The 19,756-nt window shown below is 38.5% G+C and carries 20 protein-coding genes; 6 read left to right on the plus strand and 14 right to left on the minus strand.

Annotated elements, in window-relative coordinates; genetic code table 11:
- Positions 1-5: 5 nt before the first annotated feature.
- From LC419_RS19390 to LC419_RS19455, 14 genes are all read right to left on the minus strand, one after another.
- Entirely contained in the window at positions 6-1,052 is a 1,047-nt protein-coding gene (locus LC419_RS19390; RefSeq protein ID WP_223608884.1) for a cytochrome-c peroxidase, read from the minus strand.
- Entirely contained in the window at positions 1,045-1,872 is an 828-nt protein-coding gene (locus LC419_RS19395) for an MbnP family protein (RefSeq protein WP_223608885.1), read from the minus strand. The genes LC419_RS19390 and LC419_RS19395 overlap by 8 nt, the downstream gene beginning before the upstream one ends.
- Positions 1,873-2,216: 344 nt before the next feature.
- Positions 2,217-2,585 carry a hypothetical protein gene (locus LC419_RS19400; protein WP_223608886.1) on the minus strand — a complete coding sequence of 123 codons (369 nt, stop codon included), beginning with the start codon at positions 2,583-2,585 and terminating at the stop codon, positions 2,217-2,219.
- Between the two features lie 3 nt (positions 2,586-2,588).
- Positions 2,589-3,263: a superoxide dismutase gene (locus LC419_RS19405; RefSeq protein ID WP_223608887.1), complete on the minus strand. Its 675-nt coding sequence runs from the start codon at positions 3,261-3,263 to the stop codon at positions 2,589-2,591.
- Between the two features lie 310 nt (positions 3,264-3,573).
- On the minus strand, positions 3,574-4,257 hold the full coding sequence (locus LC419_RS19410) for an SCO family protein (protein ID WP_223608888.1): 684 nt from the start codon (positions 4,255-4,257) through the stop codon (positions 3,574-3,576).
- Positions 4,244-4,519, minus strand: a complete 276-nt coding sequence (locus LC419_RS19415) for a YHS domain-containing protein (protein WP_223608889.1) — start codon at positions 4,517-4,519, stop codon at positions 4,244-4,246. The genes LC419_RS19410 and LC419_RS19415 overlap by 14 nt, the downstream gene beginning before the upstream one ends.
- A gap of 135 nt (positions 4,520-4,654) precedes the next feature.
- Positions 4,655-5,017, minus strand: coding sequence for a hypothetical protein (locus LC419_RS19420; protein WP_223608890.1), 363 nt, complete (start codon positions 5,015-5,017; stop codon positions 4,655-4,657).
- A gap of 443 nt (positions 5,018-5,460) precedes the next feature.
- The gene (locus LC419_RS19425) at positions 5,461-7,425 is read right to left on the minus strand and encodes a heavy metal translocating P-type ATPase (protein ID WP_223608891.1); all 1,965 of its coding nucleotides are present in this window, start codon (positions 7,423-7,425) and stop codon (positions 5,461-5,463) included.
- 44 nt (positions 7,426-7,469) lie between these two features.
- Positions 7,470-7,889 (minus strand): Fur family transcriptional regulator, encoded by a 420-nt coding sequence (locus tag LC419_RS19430; RefSeq protein WP_223608892.1) that lies wholly within the window; start codon positions 7,887-7,889, stop codon positions 7,470-7,472.
- 15 nt (positions 7,890-7,904) lie between these two features.
- The gene (locus LC419_RS19435; RefSeq protein WP_223608893.1) at positions 7,905-8,801 is read right to left on the minus strand and encodes a cation diffusion facilitator family transporter; all 897 of its coding nucleotides are present in this window, start codon (positions 8,799-8,801) and stop codon (positions 7,905-7,907) included.
- 22 nt (positions 8,802-8,823) lie between these two features.
- Positions 8,824-9,705: a bestrophin family protein gene (locus LC419_RS19440; protein WP_223608894.1), complete on the minus strand. Its 882-nt coding sequence runs from the start codon at positions 9,703-9,705 to the stop codon at positions 8,824-8,826.
- A gap of 130 nt (positions 9,706-9,835) precedes the next feature.
- Positions 9,836-11,098 (minus strand): efflux RND transporter periplasmic adaptor subunit, encoded by a 1,263-nt coding sequence (locus LC419_RS19445; protein ID WP_223608895.1) that lies wholly within the window; start codon positions 11,096-11,098, stop codon positions 9,836-9,838.
- Between the two features lies 1 nt (position 11,099).
- The gene (locus LC419_RS19450) at positions 11,100-15,461 is read right to left on the minus strand and encodes a CusA/CzcA family heavy metal efflux RND transporter (RefSeq protein ID WP_223608896.1); all 4,362 of its coding nucleotides are present in this window, start codon (positions 15,459-15,461) and stop codon (positions 11,100-11,102) included.
- Positions 15,462-15,595: 134 nt separating this feature from the next.
- Entirely contained in the window at positions 15,596-15,919 is a 324-nt protein-coding gene (locus LC419_RS19455) for a DUF6660 family protein (protein WP_223608897.1), read from the minus strand.
- Between the two features lie 214 nt (positions 15,920-16,133).
- On the opposite strand from LC419_RS19455, the gene LC419_RS19460 reads away from it, so the two are divergent.
- The 6 genes from LC419_RS19460 to LC419_RS19485 all read left to right on the plus strand — a co-directional run bounded on the left by LC419_RS19460 (position 16,134) and on the right by LC419_RS19485 (position 19,725).
- On the plus strand, positions 16,134-16,598 hold the full coding sequence (locus LC419_RS19460; RefSeq protein WP_223608898.1) for a hypothetical protein: 465 nt from the start codon (positions 16,134-16,136) through the stop codon (positions 16,596-16,598).
- Between the two features lie 53 nt (positions 16,599-16,651).
- Positions 16,652-16,885, plus strand: coding sequence for a hypothetical protein (locus LC419_RS19465; protein ID WP_223608899.1), 234 nt, complete (start codon positions 16,652-16,654; stop codon positions 16,883-16,885).
- A gap of 105 nt (positions 16,886-16,990) precedes the next feature.
- Complete coding sequence (locus LC419_RS19470) at positions 16,991-17,479, plus strand: hypothetical protein (protein ID WP_223608900.1); 489 nt, start codon at positions 16,991-16,993, stop codon at positions 17,477-17,479.
- 34 nt (positions 17,480-17,513) lie between these two features.
- Positions 17,514-17,897 carry a hypothetical protein gene (locus LC419_RS19475; protein WP_223608901.1) on the plus strand — a complete coding sequence of 128 codons (384 nt, stop codon included), beginning with the start codon at positions 17,514-17,516 and terminating at the stop codon, positions 17,895-17,897.
- Between the two features lie 471 nt (positions 17,898-18,368).
- On the plus strand, positions 18,369-19,247 hold the full coding sequence (locus tag LC419_RS19480) for a coiled-coil domain-containing protein 30 (RefSeq protein WP_223608902.1): 879 nt from the start codon (positions 18,369-18,371) through the stop codon (positions 19,245-19,247).
- Positions 19,248-19,254: 7 nt separating this feature from the next.
- Entirely contained in the window at positions 19,255-19,725 is a 471-nt protein-coding gene (locus LC419_RS19485) for a hypothetical protein (protein WP_223608903.1), read from the plus strand.
- The last annotated feature ends 31 nt before the right edge of the window (positions 19,726-19,756 follow it).

Genomic DNA, 19,756 nt, shown 5'->3' on the forward strand with positions numbered 1-19,756 from the left:
GATGCTCATTCTGCAAATTTTGGATTAGAAATAAAGTTTTTATCGGATAAGGTTTTCAAAAAGGCGATGACAAACTGCTTTTCCTGCGTATTCATCGCAATTCCGATATGCCCGTTCTTTTTTAGCTGCGGATCCAGATTGGGATTATCCTCCACACTATCTGAATAGAAATTAAGAACTGCGCTCAGCGTGTAAAATCTCCCGTCATGCATATAAGGTGCGGTATATTCTACATTTCTCAGGCTCGGCACACGGAATTTCATCCAGTCATTCTGATCAAGGGTCACGCGATGACGGCCCGCATCTTTGAACTGGGCATTGTAATACATCCCCGTATTCCTGAAACTTTCATCGGTAAATAATTCTCCGCCATGGCAGGAAGCACATTTCTGATTAAAAAGAGCTAGTCCCTGAGATTCGTCAGAGGTGAAATTTTCTTTTCCCTGTTTCACCCTGTCATATTTCGAATCTGCAGAAATCATGCTGACCATAAACTGTGACAAAGCCTTCAATATTCGTTCACCGGTTATATTTTCGTCACCATAAGCCGCCATGAAGAGTTTTTTATACTTCTGATCATCCTTTAATTTAGAAATCACCTCGGGCATGGAACTGTCCATTTCATTGGCATCCGTGATCGGAATGATCGGCTGCTCATTCAAATTATGGATCACTCCGTCCCACATATACCTTTTCAGGAAGGCCATGTTTTGAATGGGTGGTGCATTACGGATTCCAATTCTGTCGTCCACTCCATGACTAACCGTGTGGCCATGATGCGTGAAAGCATTTTCCTGAATATGACAGAAACCACATGATATGGTATTGTTTCTGGAAAGTCTACCCTCATAAAATAAATTTCTTCCCAACTCTACTCCTTTTTTCGTCACCGGATTCCCGGATGCATCGAACGTCATTTCCGGAAAGTACGCCGGAAACTGCAATGAATAGGCCTCATCTTTTTCCAGCGGCTGCATCACCTCATCTGAACAGGACCAACAGCTCAGAAATGTAATGACCAGCAGCATTGTTTTTAATAAAATCCTAATCATTATGAACATGATCTACTTTAAACATTGCGGTAAGGTTATTGGTAACATCCACCAAGTGCTGGCTTGAACCCATCATCATGTTATTTTCTGTAGTAAGGGAAAGCGTTTTGCTGCCGCTCAGAAACTGATTCAAATCTGCAAGAATGTGAATGGAAGGTCTTACCTGAGCCGTTACTCTGGCGGTTGTCGGAAGATTCAACGTAATTTCCCGGTAAAGATCCGGCGTATTATTAGCCGTTACATTTCCCATATTTCCGGTGTGATTCATGAATTCTGTATCTGCGGAGGCAGTTCCGTATTTACCTTCCAGTTTTACAAAGACATAACCGGCTGCCCATGACCATGACATTCCTTTCTGCTTGGCTTTCGTCCAGAATTCAGCCTGACCGTTTTGCCCCAACAGATAAGCCTTTTGACTTATCCCAAGTCCGAATTTTACTTTCTTATAATTATTTTTCGGAATTCCGTTCAGATCAAGGTAAACAACTCCTGCAACGGCATCTGCCTGATCTACGATGAAAGCACCTCTATCAGGGTTATTTTCATTGTATTTGAATTCATTTCCGCTTTCGTCAATCAGTGTGATATTGCTGATAACATATTTTACAGCGGAGAAATTATGTTTTTGCCCGGCAGCTGAAGTCTGTACAGTTTGGTTAAGTACGATATTCCCCAGGTTATTGAATCCGTTTTCAAATTTTATCTGAAGGTTTCCGGTTGAAGTATCCTGTGGATCGTCATCGTCGTTGTTTCGGCATGACGATAAAGTGAATAAACTAAAGGCAATAAAGAATAATGATAAAAATTTATAAGTTTTCATTTTGATTTTTTAAGTTGAATTTTTAAAATAGAAATACTTTTGAATGCGTGAACATTCATTATATTAACCACAGAAGGCGCAAAAGTTTTTTGACACTTTAGTTACTTGAAGTTGAAATGCTTTTCCATAAGAAGATCACTTAAGTTTAAAAAAAATCAAAGATTTTTTACCTGAATAATATGTGTAAACATCTGTGCAATTTGTGGTGAAAAATATCACATCAAAGGCACAAAAGCTTTTGACACTTCAGTTATGTAAAGTGTATTGAACAACTATATAGAAGAACACTGAATTTCAGCGAACCTTATATGCGTTCTGTAGTTTTGTAATGATTAAAACTGAACTTAAAAAACCGGTGGTTTGAAAATGTGTTTGAGAAACAGAAAAGAATAGGCTGTTTCGTAGAGAAAATTGGAGTGTACAGAAAGGAAACTTTCCGCTTTATTGATTCCTGTAATTTCAGGGAGTGTACAGATGTCAAGAATTTTCTGTCCTGAATTTTTGGTTTTGTTTAAAGGCGAAGAATCGGAATCATTCGTTTTTGCAAGTTCTTTGCTCAGGTAACATTTTCCGTTACAGTGAAGCTCCGGCTTGCTTTTATTGATACAGAGAACGGTGGAGATATAATCATAATTTACAGCATACTCCATCAGTGGGATCAGAGGTCTGAACACCATATAAAGAGTGAGGAATATGCTGCAAATTAAATTCATCTTTTATTTCTTGCTTACGGCTTCATCATATCTTCTGCTCACTTCTTTCCAGTTTAGCACATTCCAGATAGCAGTAAGATAGTCTGCTCTTTTATTCTGGTACTTCAGATAATAGGCGTGTTCCCAAACGTCAATTCCTAATATTGGAGTTCCTTTTTCCTCTACAACATCCATCAAAGGGTTATCCTGATTTCCTGTAGAAGACACGAATAATTTTCCGTTTTTATCCACAGAAAGCCATGCCCATCCTGAACCGAAACGGTCCGCCCCTGCTTTACTGATCTTTTCTTTGAACGCATCCATGCTTCCGAAAGTTTCCGTAATCGCTTTGGCTAATTTTTCAGAGGGCTGTGTATTTTTTACAGGCGTAAGAACCGTCCAGAAAAGCTCGTGGTTGTAATGTCCACCTGCATTATTTCTTACTGCCGGCGTAAGTTTAGAAACTCCTGAAAGGATCTGGAAAAGCGTTTGTTTTTCCTGTGGTGTTCCGGCAATCGCTTTATTCAAATTGGCAACATAGGCTGCCGCATGCTTTGAATAGTGAATTTCCATCGTCTGTGCATCTACTGAACCTTCCAGTGCATTGTATGCATACGGAAGCGGTGTCTGCTTAAACTGCGCAAAAGCAAACTGTGCGGCAAATACGGCACTTAAAGCTGCTATTTTCAAAATCTTCATAACGTTTTGTTTTTATGGTTTAACAATATTTTTATACTTATAGAAGGGAAGCGGGAGGATGGAAGAGGGAAGTCATTTCTGTCTTAAGATAACTATACTTCATCGATACTTCTTCATCTCTCTTTTTAACCCTCAGCATTCATGACTTTCACCCATCATTATCCCAGTCATTACTTTCTACATTAAGACTACCCTACTTCATGATCACCAATTCATTCAGTCTTTTAATCCTCTACATTGATGACTCTCATTCATCATTACCCTCATCATTAAACTTCCAGCTTCATTCTTCCATCTTCCTTTCCCAAATCTATTTCAATAATTTCTTAATATCCTCGATCAATATTTCTCGGTCTGGATGATACTTTCCGGTAAGCTTGGGAGTTTTCCCTTCCGGATCTTCATAATTCAGTCCGGAGTAATACAGGATCGGCATTTTATCTTTATTGTATCTGCAACGGATATTTCCTTCTTTATCCACCAAAGCGATCATTCCGCTATGGTTAAGGCTTTCACTGTCGTCTTCCTTATCTCCCACATAGATATTGAACTGGTCTGCCAGTTTTCCGATATAATCTCTGTTTCCGGTAAGAAAATGCCAGTCCGGAGATTTTGCACCTACACTTTTAGCATGTTCTTTCAACGCAGCAGGTGTATCATTTTCCGGATCTATACTTATTGAAATGATCCCGAATTCAGGACTGTTCACCTCATCTTCAATAAATCTCATATTCCGGTTCATCACAGGACAAATCGTAGGACATCTGCTAAAGAAAAACTCTACCAGATATACCTTTCCCAGCATATCTTTATTGGTGATTTTTTTATTATTCTGGTCGGTGAGTTCAAAATCGGGAACCTTCATTACGGTGTACAGGTTCTTCTTGAAATATCCCATTCCTACACCTATTCCCAGAAACAGAAGAGCGAAAATCGCAATCGGAATGATCACCTTTCTCTTGGCTCCGTTTTTGGTCTTATTATTTTTTGGCATATTTCTCGGGATTTTTTTTGAACTCGTCCTTACATAGACTACTGCAAAAACCGTACGTTTTATTTTTATAGACTGCCGTATCTTTCATATAATCTTCTGTTTTCATGTGACAGATAGGATCTTCAGCATTGGCAAATTTTACTTTTTTAACCGTTGATTTTGAAGAGGCACTGCTCTTTTTATGCTTTACTTTAGGGGTTTCCTGGGCACAGGCAAATAATGAAACTGACAATAATGCAGTCAAAATAATTTTTGATTTCATTTTAATGGTAAATTGAAATTGATAGTATTATGAATGTGTGAATTAATTTTTAATGCAAAGCTAAGCACCGATTTTACAACATGAGGTCGTAAAAAAAGAAGACACTTTGAGAAAAAACTAAAAGAATAGTTGAAATTAAGCTAAAGGAGGATGGAATATTCTGGAAAAATATTCCGAAGTATGATTAATATGATAATCTGAATGTATAGCCTCATTTTCAGCATCAGATGCTTTCAGTCCTAAAAATGAAAGGGTACCGTGGGAAACAAAAACATCCAGAACGGATATTTTGATGACCTGGGAATTATTGGACTGCTTTTCTGTTTTCGCCAGTTCTTTGCTGACGTAGCACTTCCCTTTACACGTAGACTGAGGAATATTTCTGTTCTCACAGAGATTTTTTACAATATAATCATAGTTCACGGCATAGTTCACCAATGGCAAAACAGGGCGTAATGCAATGGTAAAAATGATGAATATGGAAATAAAAAGTCTCAATGATCAGTTCTGTTCTACAAATATACTACTCAAATTGGGTTTATGTATTATTTATGATGAATGTCATTGATTATTTTGGGGATTAGGATTAGGGATTAGGGATTAGGGATTAGGGATTAGGGATTAGGGATTAGGGGAAAATAAGGTTTCTTATTGTTATGATAGTTTGCTCTCGCAGATTATGGTCATTTTGCAGATTCTTTTTGCGCATAAAACACCCAAACCTTATAGGTTTGGGTGTTTTTATTTTTAAACCGATGATGTCGTATTTTTTATCGCAAAGCCGCGAAGAATATTATAAAAAGATGCTTTAAGACGCAAGGATTTTATCTCCGATAAAATTTTATACCGTTTTAATAGTTAATAATGGGTCGCTTCAACCTAGAAGCTATTGTTTGGCACCTTTTACCTGCTATCTGCAACCTATTCCTTATACCTACTCCCTAATTAAACTTCATCCTCTGAATCCTCACCGCATTTAAAATAGCCAGCATCGCTACTCCTACATCTGCGAATACAGCTTCCCACATCGTTGCCAGACCTCCGGCTCCGAGCGCTAAGACTACAGCTTTTACCGCAAACGCAAGAACAATATTCTGCCAAACGATCTTTTTGGTTTGCTTACCAATATTGATCGCCATTGGAATTTTGCTCGGTTTATCATCCTGGATAACTACATCTGCGGTTTCAATCGTGGCATCGCTTCCGAGTCCTCCCATGGCAATTCCTACGTCGCTGAGCGCAACAACGGGAGCATCATTTACGCCATCACCAACAAAGGCTACGGTTTGATTTTTTGCTTTAATCTCTTTTACTTTATTGACTTTGTCTTCCGGTAAGAGATCTCCAAAAGCATTGTCGATGCCCAACTGATCTGCCACATATTTGACAACAGTACTTTTATCACCGCTCAGCATGGTTGCTTTTACGCCCATTCTGTGAAGATTGTCAACGGTTTCTTTGGCATCGCTTTTTATACTGTCTGCAATGGTGATGTACCCTGCAAACTTTTTATCATAAGCTATAGCAATTAGCGTATACACAATATTAGCATGCTTGGTATCGTAGCTGATATTAAATTTATCCATCAGCTTAAAATTACCGACCAGCAATTCTTTTCCATTGACTGACGCTTTTAAACCATGTCCTGCAATTTCTTCCACATTTTCCAGGGGAATAGAATGCTCAATCTCTCCTGCATAATTATGAATTGCTGTAGCCACAGGGTGCGTACTTTTGCTTTCCAGTAGATTGACCAGTTTCAGGATCTCTTCTTTATTGAATTCTGGATTAATGCTTACTTCCTGTACTTTGAATACACCTTCCGTCATGGTTCCGGTTTTATCCATCACCACATTCTTAATCTCTGCGATACTGTCTAGGAAATTACTTCCTTTAAACAGAATCCCGTTTCTGCTCGCTGCTCCAATTCCCCCGAAATATCCTAAAGGAATGGAGATCACCAATGCACAAGGACATGAGATCACCAGAAAGATCAAGGCTCTGTACAGCCAGTCCCTGAACTGATAATCATCAACAAAGAAATACGGCAGAAGACAGATTCCTATGGCAAGAAATACGACAATCGGCGTGTATACTTTTGCAAATTTTCTGATGAATAATTCGGTCGGGGCTTTCTGCGCGGTTGCGTTTTGAACCAGTTCCAGAATTTTACTCAGTTTGCTGTCTTCGTAAGCCGTATTTACTTTTACGAGAGCAATGCTGTTCATATTGATCATCCCGGCCAATACGGCTTCCCCTTTTGTTTTGGTATCCGGTTTACTTTCACCTGTGAGCGCTGCGGTATTGAATGAAGCTGACTCAGTCATCAGTTCACCGTCAAGGGCCAGTTTTTCTCCCGGCTTCAGCTGGATGATGTCTCCTATTTTGGTTTCTTTTGCTTTAATGGTCTTTGGCTGGCTGGCTTCAATGATCGTTACCTCATCAGGACGCTGATCCAGCAAGGCTTTGATGTTTCCTTTGGCTCTTAAAACGGCCATTCCCTGGAATACTTCTCCTACGGAATAGAACAGCATTACAGCAACACCTTCGGGATATTCCCCGATTGCAAATGCTCCTACTGTGGCAATTCCCATCAGGAAAAATTCAGAAAAGACATCTCCATGAACGATACTTTCGTAGGCTTCCTTTAATACAGGAAATCCTACAGGAATATAGGCCGCCAGATACCAGACCAAACGCACCCAGCCTGTAAACCATTCTGTTTTTATATAATTGTCCAATGCTATTCCTATCAGCAACAACAGGAAAGAGATGATAGCAGGTAGAAACATCTGAAAAGGTGTTTTGTCTCCTGTATCGTGAGAGTGATCATGCCCGTCTCCTTCGGAATGATCGTGTGTATGCTGTTCTTTCTTTTTGGGTTTTGTACTGCAACATTCTTCCATAAATACTATTTTGATGTAAAATTAAAGTTATACTCAATGCAATACTATTGCAAACTTTCAAGACAGTTTTCACAGATTCCTTTGGCAAAAAGTCTTATTTCATCGATTCTGAAATTGGACTGAACATTTTGAGGAAAGGAAATATCTTCTCTGCAGGTCGTCTGCTTGCATATTTTGCAGTAAAAATGCAGATGCCAGTCTTTGTGGGTTTTCTCATCGCAGCCGTCATCACATAATTTGTATTTTGTAGTGGTATTTTCCTGTATGCTGTGGACAATTCCTTTTTCTTCGAACGTTTTCAGTGTCCGGTAAATCGTTGTCCTGTCCGCATTATCAAAATGACTTTCCACTTCTGAAAGGGAGAGTGCCGCCTCCTGTGTACTCAAAAAATCATACACCAGAATCCGCATGCTGGTGGGTTTGGTATTTTTATCGATGAGTTTGTTTTCTATATCTTTTTTCATTTCTACAATTAATTTTTATAAGTGCATTTCCTGTTCTTCATACCCTTCCTCTTCAATCTGAAAAGTAGTATGAATGATTTTAAAATTTCCGGTGGTCACTTCCGTTAAAGTTTTCAGCAATGGATTCTGAGCCGTTCTGTTATCTCTTATAATGTGCACGCTCATCGCATTTACGCTTGATGTCAATGACCATACATGAAGATCATGAACTTCTTTCACTCCCGGAACTTCTTCCAGTGATTGACGCAGCTTGTGAATATCTACATCTTTGGGAGTTCCTTCTAATAATACATTAACTGCTTCTTTCAGCAAACGCCAGGTTCTGGGGAAAATCAAAAGACCAATCAATGCAGAAATAATTGGATCTGCATAATACCAACCTGTTGTCAGCATAATGACTCCGGCGATCATGACTCCGATGGAAGTAAGCATGTCGGAAAGCACTTCAAAATAAGCACCTTTCATATTCAGGCTTCCTTCTGAATCTTTTCTCAGGATCATCATTCCGATAATATTGACTACAAGTCCTATTCCCGCTACAATCAACATTGTTTTACTCTGGACTGCGGGAGGATTCTGAAATCTTTGGTAAGCTTCATACAGTACATACAGGGAAATACCTAGTAATACCACTGCATTGATTACTGCTGCCAATATCTCTGTCCGGTAATACCCGAATGTCTTAGAAGCATCTGCCTTCCGCTCTCCTATTTTGATGGCGATAAATGCCAAAAATAAACCGACCACATCGGTCAGCATATGTGCCGCATCTGCCATCAGGGCAAGACTTTGGGTGACAAGGCCCCCGATCACCTCAGCGATCATATAGGTTCCGCTCAATATCAGCACAAAAAGCAGATTCTTTTTATGTCTGCTGGCCGGTGAACCTGTCTGTGTTTTTATTTCTTCCATGTTTTTCTGAAATTTTAGTGGATCACATTTCGTAATACAAAGAATTATCTTTTTTGGCAGGAATGTTCTGATCTCCTGTCATCTGTTTAATATTAATTTCAATGGTCTGTGCCAATGCGGTCACAGGTGTATCTACAGGTCCGTTTTCAAAAGGATCCTGCATGATAATAGATGTTTTCTCGATCGCAAGAAACATCACCGGAATCAGGAACGTAATGATAATCTCTACAGCCAGCTGTCCATCATCCAGTCCAAAAGGAAGGATGGCCGCAAAAACATAGATCAAGGTATGCAGCAAAATACTGTAAGACCTTGGAAAAACCGTATTCTTCAGTCTTTCACATTTTCCCATACTGTCGCAGAGCCTTGTGATGATGTCGTTCAGCTGCATCTGCTGAAAGTCTGTTAAACCTTTTGAAGAAGCGATATCTCTGAGCTGTTGGGAATGGGCATCCAGAAGTGCATTCGGAACGTTGGCCGCTTTGATCTTATGTTGATCCAAATAGTTCTGAACCCGGTCTGAAAAAGGTTGTCTTCTCAAAGATTCACCAAGAGCATACGTCCAGATGATCTGCCTTTCTGCAAATTCCTTTATGATTTTATCTTCTCCTGCCGGGAAAAACTGGATGATCAACCTCATCAGCGTTCTTGAATCATTCACTATGGCACCCCAGACTGTTCTGGCTTCCCACCATCTTTCGTAGGACTGGGAAGTACGGAATGCCAGCAGCAACGAAACAGCTGTTCCTAAAAGAGCCGGAATATTAAGGGGAAGTGAAATTTTCCGGAACCATGGGAGAAGGTCTAATAATCCTATGGACACAGCAAATATTCCCATATACAGTATCTGGGTTTTTATTTCACGGATGAAATACCAGATGGATATTTTCTTGTTTAACAGCATAACTGAATGATGTATTAGAATGTTTTTTATATTCTGCCCCTGAAAATGTACCGTAAACACCTCTAATTTAGGCATAAAAATCGGTAGTTCTTCCGGCCAGTTTCTATAAATCGATTATCATTTCCTTATTTTAATGCTCATGCCCGCCGGAATTGGAGAGTTTAGCATTCACGAAAAAGGCTCCTTTTACTACAATTCTGGCATCAGCAGGAATTCCTTTTACAGGCGTAATGGCTGTATATCCCATATCTGATGTTCCTTTTATCACTTCTACTTTTTCAAAGTTCAAGGTTTTTTGATGTTGTGCAGGTTCTCCTTTTTCATTTTTATGATCGGCTCCACCTTCTTCCCCTTCATGCTCCTCCGGTTTTTTATCGGTACGGATGAAGACATAGTATTTTCCGTCTGCCTCTACGATGGCTTCATTAGGAACAGCAGGCGTTGTATTTTTATCAAGACTGACAATTCCGGTGATATTCATTCCGTCGATAAGACCTGCTTTATTTCCGGTCACTGTGCCGTGTACAGAAACGGTTTTGCTTTCATTTTCAAAAGAAGATCCTACACTGTACACCATGGCATCATATTCCGTTTCAGGATTATTGGTCAGCTTAAAATGCACGATCTGCCCTACTCTCATTTTAGGAAGGTCTTTTTCAAAAACCTGCAGGTCAAGGTGAATCGAATTGTTGTCGATAACTTCTGCCACAGGTGATGAAACGTCTACATAGCTTCCGATCTGTGCTGAAATACTGCTGACGGTTCCGCTGATTGGGGCTGTAATCACCAACCCTGATCTCATATTCCCATTATTCACTTTTCCCGGACTGATCCCCATCATCTGAAGCTGTCTCATAAGGGAAGCTTTTTTCGTTCTCAGTGTTTTAAGCTCGGCATCTGAACTCTGAAGGTTTTTCTTGGCGCCTGCATCGTTGTCAAAAAGTTCACGCTGTCTTCTGTATTCCTGCTCTGAATAGGTAATTCTGCTGTTCGTCGTCAGGTATTCTTCCTGTAACTGGATAAATTCAGGATTGGCGATGGTTGCGATCACCTGTCCCTTTTTCACGATGCTTCCAACCTGTACATTCAGAGTTTTGATCACTCCGCCGTACAGAGAGGTGATGGTGGCTTTATTATTATTTGGAACCCTCAAAAGACCGTTTGCTTTGACGGTGGACGTAAGTTCTTTCATTTCTAAGGGACCTAAAGATATTCCGACCGATTTGATCTGTTCTTCCGTTAAAGAAGCAATAGTCTGCGGTGCTTCTTCATGACCGGCTTCAGCTTTTTCAGTTTTCACTTCGGGTTTTTCTGCAGGCGTTTCTTTTTTCCCGCAGCTTAAAAATAAAAGTGCCGTGACGGTCAGAGATATGATATTGTGCTTTATTTTCATGTTATTTATTGATGATTGAATTAATGGTAACGACAGATTGATTGACCTGCTGAATGGATTCTAAATATTTCAACTGAATATTGGTGGCGGTCTGCAGGGCAAAAAGATATTCTACGTAAGAGATTTCTCCTGTTTTGTAGCCTAACTGAGCTGCCTTGACAATTTTTTCAGCGTTCGGAATAGCCTGATTGACATAATATTCATATTGCTGTATGTCCTGCTGATACTGTCCGAAAGCATTTTCGAGCTGTGTCGAAAGTTGTTTCTGCTGCATCTTCGCATTGGTTTCAGCGGCATATTTTTCATATTCCAGAGACTGCATTCTTGCTTTTGTTGCTCCAAACGTCAATGGAATCGCAACCCCGACAGAGAACGAATTGAAACGGTCGCCGGCATTATAGAATTTCTCCTGTCCGTTTTTGGTGTGTAAACCTATCAGTGACTGGCTCGTCAGACCAAGGCTGAATTCAGGAAGCCCCTGGGATTTTTCCACGTTTTTATTCTTTTCGGCCATTTCCATTTCATGATAAAAAGCTTTAACTGTCGGATTATTGGCTACAGATGAACTGTCCAGAATATTTTCTGTCTTCAGGGGTTCATAATCGCTTTTAAACGGAACTTCGAAATTCTCGGAGGTATTCAGTAATGTCTTTAAATTTTTATAGGCATTGTTTAAATACACTTCATTCTGTTTCAGCAGCAGATTGATTTCTCCTTTTTGGGTTTCTGCTGTATTAATTTCAATCTTCTTGATATCTCCCGCTTTAAATCTTACGGTTGCAATCCTGATAAAATCCTGATAAAGGCTATCAAGATCTTTCAGTTTAAATTTATTGTACTGAAGATATTCGATCTGATAATAATACGTTCTTACCTGTTTTGTAAGTTCGTTTGCAGAAACTTCTTTATCAATCTGTCTGGCTTTTATATTTTCAGTGATCAATTCTCTCCTTGCTTTGAACAGCGTAGGAAAAGGAATACTCTGCGAAATGGCAAATGATTGGTCGAATTTCGGACTGTTATACTGACCCAGCTGAGCTTCAAAATTTAATTTGGGAAGTTCTTTTGCCGTCCCTTTCAAAGCTTCTGCAGATTTTATATTCAGATCTTTTGATTTTAAAACCAAATTATTTTCGGCAGCCATTTCTACGGCCTGATCAACAGAAATCTGTCTGGTCTGCGCATTGAACGTCTGTCCGAACATCAGCAACCCAAGAATAATAACTGTTGTGATGGGCTTAATTCTACTCATCTTTCGTGGAATCTTTGAATTAAAAATAATATAGAGCATTGGCAGAACAAATAAGGTTAGGAATGTAGCGGTCACCAATCCTCCGATAACTACGGTTGCCAATGGTTTCTGTACCTCAGCTCCTGCTCCTGTAGAAATCGCCATAGGCAGAAATCCTAATGAAGCTACCGTTGCGGTCATCAGAACCGGTCTTAATCTGGTTTTTGTTCCTTCATATACTCTCTTCAATACATCCGTCTCGCCCTCTTTTTCCAGCTGGTTAAAAGTTCCTATCAAAACAATTCCGTTAAGAACTGCGACTCCGAAAAGGGCAATAAACCCGATTCCGGCACTGATACTGAACGGCATATCTCTTAAAAGAAGGGCAAAAACCCCTCCGATGGCACTCATCGGAATGGCTGTAAAAATCAATGCAGCCTGCTTAAATGAGTGGAAAGTGAAATAGAGCAGCATAAAAATCAGAAACAGGGAAACCGGAACCGCGATCATTAGACGCTTGCTGGCTTCCTGCAGATTTTCAAACTGTCCACCATAGGTAAAGTAATATCCGGAAGGTAGCTTGATCTGTTCATCTAATTTCGCCTGAATATCTTTCACCACATTTTGTACATCGCGGTCTTTTACATTAAAACCGATCACGATCCTTCTTTTCCCTTCTTCCCGACTGATCTGTGCAGGCCCCAGTTTATAGCTGACATTGGCCACCTGGGAAAGGGGAATCTGTGCTCCTGTACCTGTTGCAATCATTAAATTATTCACATCATCGATATTCGTTCTGTGAAGACTGTCGAGACGCACTACAAGATCGAAACGTCTTTCGTTTTCAAACACCTGACCGGCTGCTTTTCCGGCAAAGGCTGTGCTTACGGCATTGTTTACGTCTTCTATATTTAAACCATAATTGGCCATTCTCGTTCTGTCATATTCTACGTTGATCTGGGGAAGTCCGCTTATTCTTTCGATCTGAGGAGGCGTCGCACCGTCAACGGTCTGGATGATCTTTCCTACTTTATCTGCATAAATAGACAGTGAATCCAGATTTTCCCCAAAAATTTTAACGGCAACATCCTGTCTGATCCCTGTCATCAGCTCATTGAAACGCATCTGAATCGGCTGGTTCTTTTCAAAGAATACCCCTGGAATAGTTTCTAATTTCTCACTGATCTCATCGGCGAGTTCTGTGTATGATTTTTTTGATTTCCATTCTTTTTGCGGTTTTAAAACGACAATCAAATCGGTAGTTTCGGGAGGCATCGGGTCGGTAGGAACCTCAGCGGAACCGGTTTTTCCAACGACCATTTTTACCTCATCAAACTGTTTGATAATTCTTGAAGCCTGCATGGAGGTTTCGATACTCTGGCTAAGTGAACTTCCCTGCGGCAGGATACAGTGAAATGCATAATCTCCTTCCTGCAGCTGGGGAATAAATTCGCCACCCATATTTTTGAAAATAAAGGCGCTGATGACGAAAATGAAAATCGTGGCTGAAACAATGATGTATTTTACTTTCACTGCTTTGTGCAACATTGGCTGATAGATCTTCTGCAGGAAGCTCATCATCTTATCTGAAAAGGTTTCTTTATGCGAAATCTTTTTGGACAAAAACAAGGCGCTCATCATCGGAATATAGGTCAGTGAAAGGATTAATGCTCCTAAAATGGCAAATCCAACTGTTTTAGCCATAGGGGTAAACATTTTCCCTTCTACTCCGGCCAGTGTAAGGATCGGAATGTAAACGATAAGGATAATAATTTCACCGAAAGCAGCACTGCTTCTGATCTTTGATGCAGAAAGGAAAACTTCCTTGTCCATCTCACTTTGCGTGAGATTCCGTACCGATTTCCTTACGCCTAAATGATGTAAAGTGGCTTCCACAATGATTACGGCGCCATCCACAATCAATCCGAAATCTATGGCTCCAAGGCTCATCAGATTGGCACTGACTCCAAAAACATTCATCATTCCCAAAGCAAAAAGAAGAGACAATGGAATGGCTGAAGCTACAATAAGTCCTGCTCTCAGGTTTCCAAGGAAAACCACTAATACGAAAATAACGATCAGCGCACCTTCTATCAGGTTTTTCTCCACGGTATTGATTGCTCTTCCTACAAGATCTGTTCTATCCAAGAATGGTTCTATCACAACATCATCGGGAAGGGATTTCTGAATGGTTGGAATTTTAGCTTTAATAAGGCTGACAACGTCATTACTGTTGGCTCCTTTCAGCATCATGACGACACCGCCTACAGCATCTACTTTTCCGTTATAGGTCAATGCTCCGTACCGTACAGCACTTCCGAAACGTACGTCTGCAACATCTTTTATAAAAATCGGAACACTCCCTGTTTCATTTTTAACGGAAATATTTTTAATGTCCTCCAAAGAGGTTACAAAGCCGATTCCACGGATAAAATAGGCATTCGGTTTTTTGTCTATATAAGCTCCACCGGTGTTCTGGTTGTTTTTTTCTAAGGCTGTAAAGATATCGGAAATGCTTACGCCCATTGCTTTAAGCCGGTCAGGATTTACCCCTACTTCATACTGTTTCAATTCTCCTCCGAAGCTGTTGATTTCTGCAACACCCGGCGTACCGTTCAGCTGTCTGCGGACGATCCAGTCCTGCATGGTACGGAGTTCTTTGGCAGAATATTTCTTTTCGCTGCCTTTTTTCGGGTGAAGAATATACTGATACACTTCACCAAGGCCTGTACTTACAGGAGCAAGTTCGGGAGTTCCCACTCCTTTAGGAATTTCTTCAGCAGCCAGCTTCAACTGTTCATTGATCAGCTGTCTGGCAAAATAAACGTCTACATTTTCTTTGAATACCACAGTGATCACGGAAAGTCCGAATCTTGAAATACTTCTGGTTTCCTGGATATCCGGAACATTGGCAATACTCTGCTCTATGGGAAAGGTAACAAGCTGCTCTACTTCCTGTCCTGCGAGTGTAGGACATGCCGTAATAATCTGCACCTGATTGTTGGTAATATCAGGAACCGCATCTATGGGAAGTTTTGTAGCACTCCACACTCCCCAGATAATGAGAAGTAAGGTCATGATCCCCACAACCACCTTGTTCTTGATACTGAATTTTATGATTTTATCTAACACGATCTGTATTTAATTTTTTATTGGTAATAACTGCATACGGCAATAATGCCGTTGCAAAAATATCACGAAGACCTCTGCAACGGTATTGCAAAGTTCAATAGATAGAAAGCGTAACTTTCTAATAATCAATAAAATTAAATCTTAGGAGGTTGCCAGATATGATCGTACATCTGGTAAGCGAAATTGTTTTTCTGGAAAAGAATTTTCTTTGAAAAATAAGCCTGAACATGGCTTGGAATTTCAAACAAAGAATCCATTTTAAAAGAAGATACCGTCATCTGACAACAGCTGCATGTACACAACGGTGAACAAATATCACCTTTGTCCTTTGAATGGGATTCCTGAATATTGAATGATAGTTTAATTTCCGAAGGCCCTGCAGGACGGTGCACATCTTCGCAGGGCATCAGTGACAATGCCATGAAATAGAATGCAAGTATCCATCTTAACAGGTTCATATGGACAAAGGTAAAGTTTTTTTCTAAAACGGGAGATTTATATGGGCTATTTAATATATTCTTGACATTGCAGTGTTTTTTGAAAGGACGATATATTTTCTTTATTTTTGGGTGTAGGATCTAATCCTGAATTTCTGTCGCAGACTATTTCAGAGAGGATGAAAGTTGACATAATGAAGAGTACCGATTCTTACACAGTAAAAAAAAATAGAATGTGTTTAAAATAAAAAAAATTGTAACCTTCCTTTCTCTTGCAGTGCTTTTTTCCTGTACAGAAAAGGAACAGTTAGAGGGCAGAGATCTCTCTCTTTCAAAGGAGAATACTTTTGTTTCCACGACTCAAGGAATTGTGGTGTACGAGAGCAACAGTTTTACGGAAGAATCAAAGTCTGATACTTTTAAAATTCGATTTTCCAACCAGGATTGGGATATTCTGAGAAAAAGCTTTGATAAAAATCAGATCTATACCTTAGATGATGATTCTGACATAGGTGAAAGCACAACTTCCATATCTCTTCCTAAGACCATCAGCATTAAAACGAACAAAAGAAAGCTGTCTATTACTTATCATTATTTTATGGACAGAAAAGATAAAATAGACCAAGATAAAAGTGGAAAACTAAAAAGATTCATGAGAACTTTTGATTCGTTGATTTATTATAGAATTGAAAAACAGTAGGTATTTTAGAAACCCGCCAAAACCATTCCTGAAAACAAAATATAATTTAAATTATGGATGAAAAGATTTTAAAACTTTCAATAGCATTATTTTTATTTGGACTATTTTCGATTTTGGTAAACTATATTACGAGTGCCGGTGATGAGAAGGTATCTAAAGGAGAGTTTTCAAAATTTTTCAATCATTTGGTAAAAACAAAATCAAAGAATTTTACAATTCTAAGTTATTTTTTATTTTTACTTAGCATTATCATTTATATCACTAAAAATATTTATCCTAAAATTTAATCTGATGAACAAAAAAGAGATTGGGATTTTCTTGTTTCTTCTTTTAATATGTATTCCTGGATGTTATATGATTATAAAACATTTTAAATCTACAATATAAAAAATATGCTAAGATTCCTTTTTAAAAATAAGCTATCGGTTTTAGGCTCTTTTTTAGTAACAGGTTCCATAATCATTATGCTCTATAATTATTATCACCTTCAACATTTAACCTCAATAATTCAAACTGTACAAAAAGTTTACATCAAAAAAGAAAAGACAGAAAGTGAGTTCAAGTATGGAAAAACCAATTTGAATATCAATTATTTATACATTGAAACGGAGTCTACTGATCATAGATTCTATACCTATGAAAACACTGGAAATGATCTAAGAAGTAAATACCTTGAAAAAGTTGCATCTGAAATTCCGGTAGGCAGCAAAATTTCGATCTGGGTTGGTGAGGAAGAAAGTAAAAATTATAGAGATATTGAAATACAGAAACTCAAAATAGATAGTAAAACCATCATTAATAATTCTGTAAATTATTTATATCTGGTATTAAGTATTATTATTGGGTTACTGTTTCTATTAATAAGTAGAAAGTATGCATAAGACGGTTACTTATTTAAATTTTAAAAAAAAGGCTATGGCGGTCAAAGTAATAATGCAAATGCTTTTTTGTTGGCTGTTAATCGGTTGTAGTAATTCTACAAAAGAAAATGAAATTAAGGTCACCATAAAGGTCGTTGATTCCTACACGCAGAAACCCAGAGTAAATGACAGAGTTGAGGTCAGAATGGGATCGTGGGGATTTCCAACCAGAAAATATGTAGAAGTCGGACAATATTTTACAGATAGTTTGGGAACAGTATCAATGAATCTTGACAAAAGAGAGAGATATAGTTTTATGACTTTCGGTCCCCAGCATGCTTTTGGTTCTGATGAATATGCAAAAGGAGATTTAAAAGATCAGCAGCAGGTTGTCATAGAAGTAGTTCCTCCGGAGAAGAAGCAATTTAAGATCGAATAATTAAGAAACCTTTCTGAATAATCAGGCAGGTTTTTCAATACGTTCTACCTGTTGATCTAAAGATTCATTACAGGTTAGGACTATTAAAGATCTCCTTCTATGGTGTATTTTTCATTCAATTTTAATATTTAATTAAATATTTTCTTTTTTTCTTCATCTTAAACCCCAATAGATCTCTCTTAGATGATATGTATCAACGTTAGATGGATTTAATAAAGATATTATTTACTTTTGCCAAAAAAACACAAATCTCCACGGTAAGTGAAAAAAGCATTCTATATATTTAATTATCTCATCTCCAGAATATATAAATTATATTTTTAAACTTTATAGGCAATGATATCCCCTTTATTTATATAAAGGAATGTTTATAAAATTTACGATCAGAGAAGCTGTATTGAATTTAACAGATTTCTCATGGAAACTAAAAAAATATTTTTAAGATTTAAACAGAAACAATTATACCTCATTATGAAAAAAATTTTATCAATTATCGGAATAGCCACCTTTGGAACACTGTTTTCTCAAAATATTCCTTTTGACAAATTATATGGAAATTCAGACCCCACAAATTATTACCTTACCCACTATCCTGTAACGGGTTCCGACGGCCTGGATATCAAGTGGTATGGTGGTATTAGACTGCAAACATCTGAGGCGTTAGTACAATTATTAAACAATGGGAATGTTGGTATAGGAACCACTGATCCCAATTCAAAGCTACATGTCCTTAAAGAGAATACAAATAACCAAAATGTAGTTTTGGGTAAATTTATGGCTTCAGGTCCAACCGGAGGTAGCGCGATGGTGAGTATAGGATATCATACTACTGCCAATCTGGAACTCAATTCAGGCTATACAGGCAGTGGATTCAGATATGGAAGCTATGGTGATTTTAATATCGAAAATGATAATAATAGCGCAAGTTTAGGAGCTATTAATTTTGTTTCCAATAAGAAAATACAAATGGCCATTATGCCTAATGGAAATGCTTCTCTTCAAGGTAAATTCGAGGCAAAAGAAGTTAAAGTAACCCTTACACCAACAGCAGATTTTGTTTTTGATGAGAAGTATGACCTTCCAAAGCTCGAAGATGTAGAAAAACATATCAAAGAGAAAAAACATCTTCCGGAAATCGCTTCAGCTAATGTAATGGAAAAAGAAGGCGTCAATGTCGGTGAATTTCAAATTAAGCTATTACAAAAAATTGAAGAGCTTACTCTCTATTCTATTGAGCAAAACAAACAAATAAAAAGTCTTCAAAAAGAAAATGCGCTTTTAAAAGCTCAATCTGAAAAGATCGAGAAAATAGAGAGACAACTGGAAAAACTCCTTTCTGAAAAAAAATAAAACACTTATGAAAACAAAATTACTTTCGATATTTTCTTTGTTTATAGGCTTTTTCGGGTTTTCTCAAACTGAAGTCTATTTTAAATATGACGAAGCTGGAAACCAAAGATACAGAGGTCCAAATGCTGCAGGAAAAAATGCTCCCGCTGAAACAGCAAAAAAAGAAACTACAACCGCAGCTTCTTTGCAACAGCCAGCTGCAATGGATGAAAAAACATTTTGGAAACAGATCAGGCTGTATCCGGTACCTGTCAATGATGTTCTTACCATCGATTGGACTGAAGAAGCAGATGATCTTATAGAATCCGTTTCACTCTATCAGCACAGCACCGTACACTGGAAATTCCAGCAACAGAATATTCCGGGGCTAAACCGTCAACTGAAGATCAATATGACGGGATATGATTGGGGAATCTATATTCTCCGATTTACCCTGAAAGACGGAAGAGTATTCGGTAGAAATGTTACAAAACGATAAACTGTTTTTGATTTCGTTATTTATCAATTTA

This window comes from Chryseobacterium sp. OSA05B (genome assembly GCF_019970065.1).
Lineage (GTDB): Bacteria > Bacteroidota > Bacteroidia > Flavobacteriales > Weeksellaceae > Chryseobacterium.

Coding starts and splice junctions, on each gene's coding strand:
- LC419_RS19390 (WP_223608884.1), bottom strand. CDS start 1,052: ATGATTAGGATTTTATTAAAAACAATGCTGCTGGTCATTACATTTCTG.
- LC419_RS19395 (WP_223608885.1), bottom strand. CDS start 1,872: ATGAAAACTTATAAATTTTTATCATTATTCTTTATTGCCTTTAGTTTA.
- LC419_RS19400 (WP_223608886.1), bottom strand. CDS start 2,585: ATGAATTTAATTTGCAGCATATTCCTCACTCTTTATATGGTGTTCAGA.
- LC419_RS19405 (WP_223608887.1), bottom strand. CDS start 3,263: ATGAAGATTTTGAAAATAGCAGCTTTAAGTGCCGTATTTGCCGCACAG.
- LC419_RS19410 (WP_223608888.1), bottom strand. CDS start 4,257: ATGCCAAAAAATAATAAGACCAAAAACGGAGCCAAGAGAAAGGTGATC.
- LC419_RS19415 (WP_223608889.1), bottom strand. CDS start 4,519: ATGAAATCAAAAATTATTTTGACTGCATTATTGTCAGTTTCATTATTT.
- LC419_RS19425 (WP_223608891.1), bottom strand. CDS start 7,425: ATGGAAGAATGTTGCAGTACAAAACCCAAAAAGAAAGAACAGCATACA.
- LC419_RS19430 (WP_223608892.1), bottom strand. CDS start 7,889: ATGAAAAAAGATATAGAAAACAAACTCATCGATAAAAATACCAAACCC.
- LC419_RS19435 (WP_223608893.1), bottom strand. CDS start 8,801: ATGGAAGAAATAAAAACACAGACAGGTTCACCGGCCAGCAGACATAAA.
- LC419_RS19440 (WP_223608894.1), bottom strand. CDS start 9,705: ATGCTGTTAAACAAGAAAATATCCATCTGGTATTTCATCCGTGAAATA.
- LC419_RS19445 (WP_223608895.1), bottom strand. CDS start 11,098: ATGAAAATAAAGCACAATATCATATCTCTGACCGTCACGGCACTTTTA.
- LC419_RS19455 (WP_223608897.1), bottom strand. CDS start 15,919: ATGAACCTGTTAAGATGGATACTTGCATTCTATTTCATGGCATTGTCA.
- LC419_RS19465 (WP_223608899.1), top strand. CDS start 16,652: ATGGATGAAAAGATTTTAAAACTTTCAATAGCATTATTTTTATTTGGA.
- LC419_RS19470 (WP_223608900.1), top strand. CDS start 16,991: ATGCTAAGATTCCTTTTTAAAAATAAGCTATCGGTTTTAGGCTCTTTT.
- LC419_RS19475 (WP_223608901.1), top strand. CDS start 17,514: ATGGCGGTCAAAGTAATAATGCAAATGCTTTTTTGTTGGCTGTTAATC.
- LC419_RS19480 (WP_223608902.1), top strand. CDS start 18,369: ATGAAAAAAATTTTATCAATTATCGGAATAGCCACCTTTGGAACACTG.
- LC419_RS19485 (WP_223608903.1), top strand. CDS start 19,255: ATGAAAACAAAATTACTTTCGATATTTTCTTTGTTTATAGGCTTTTTC.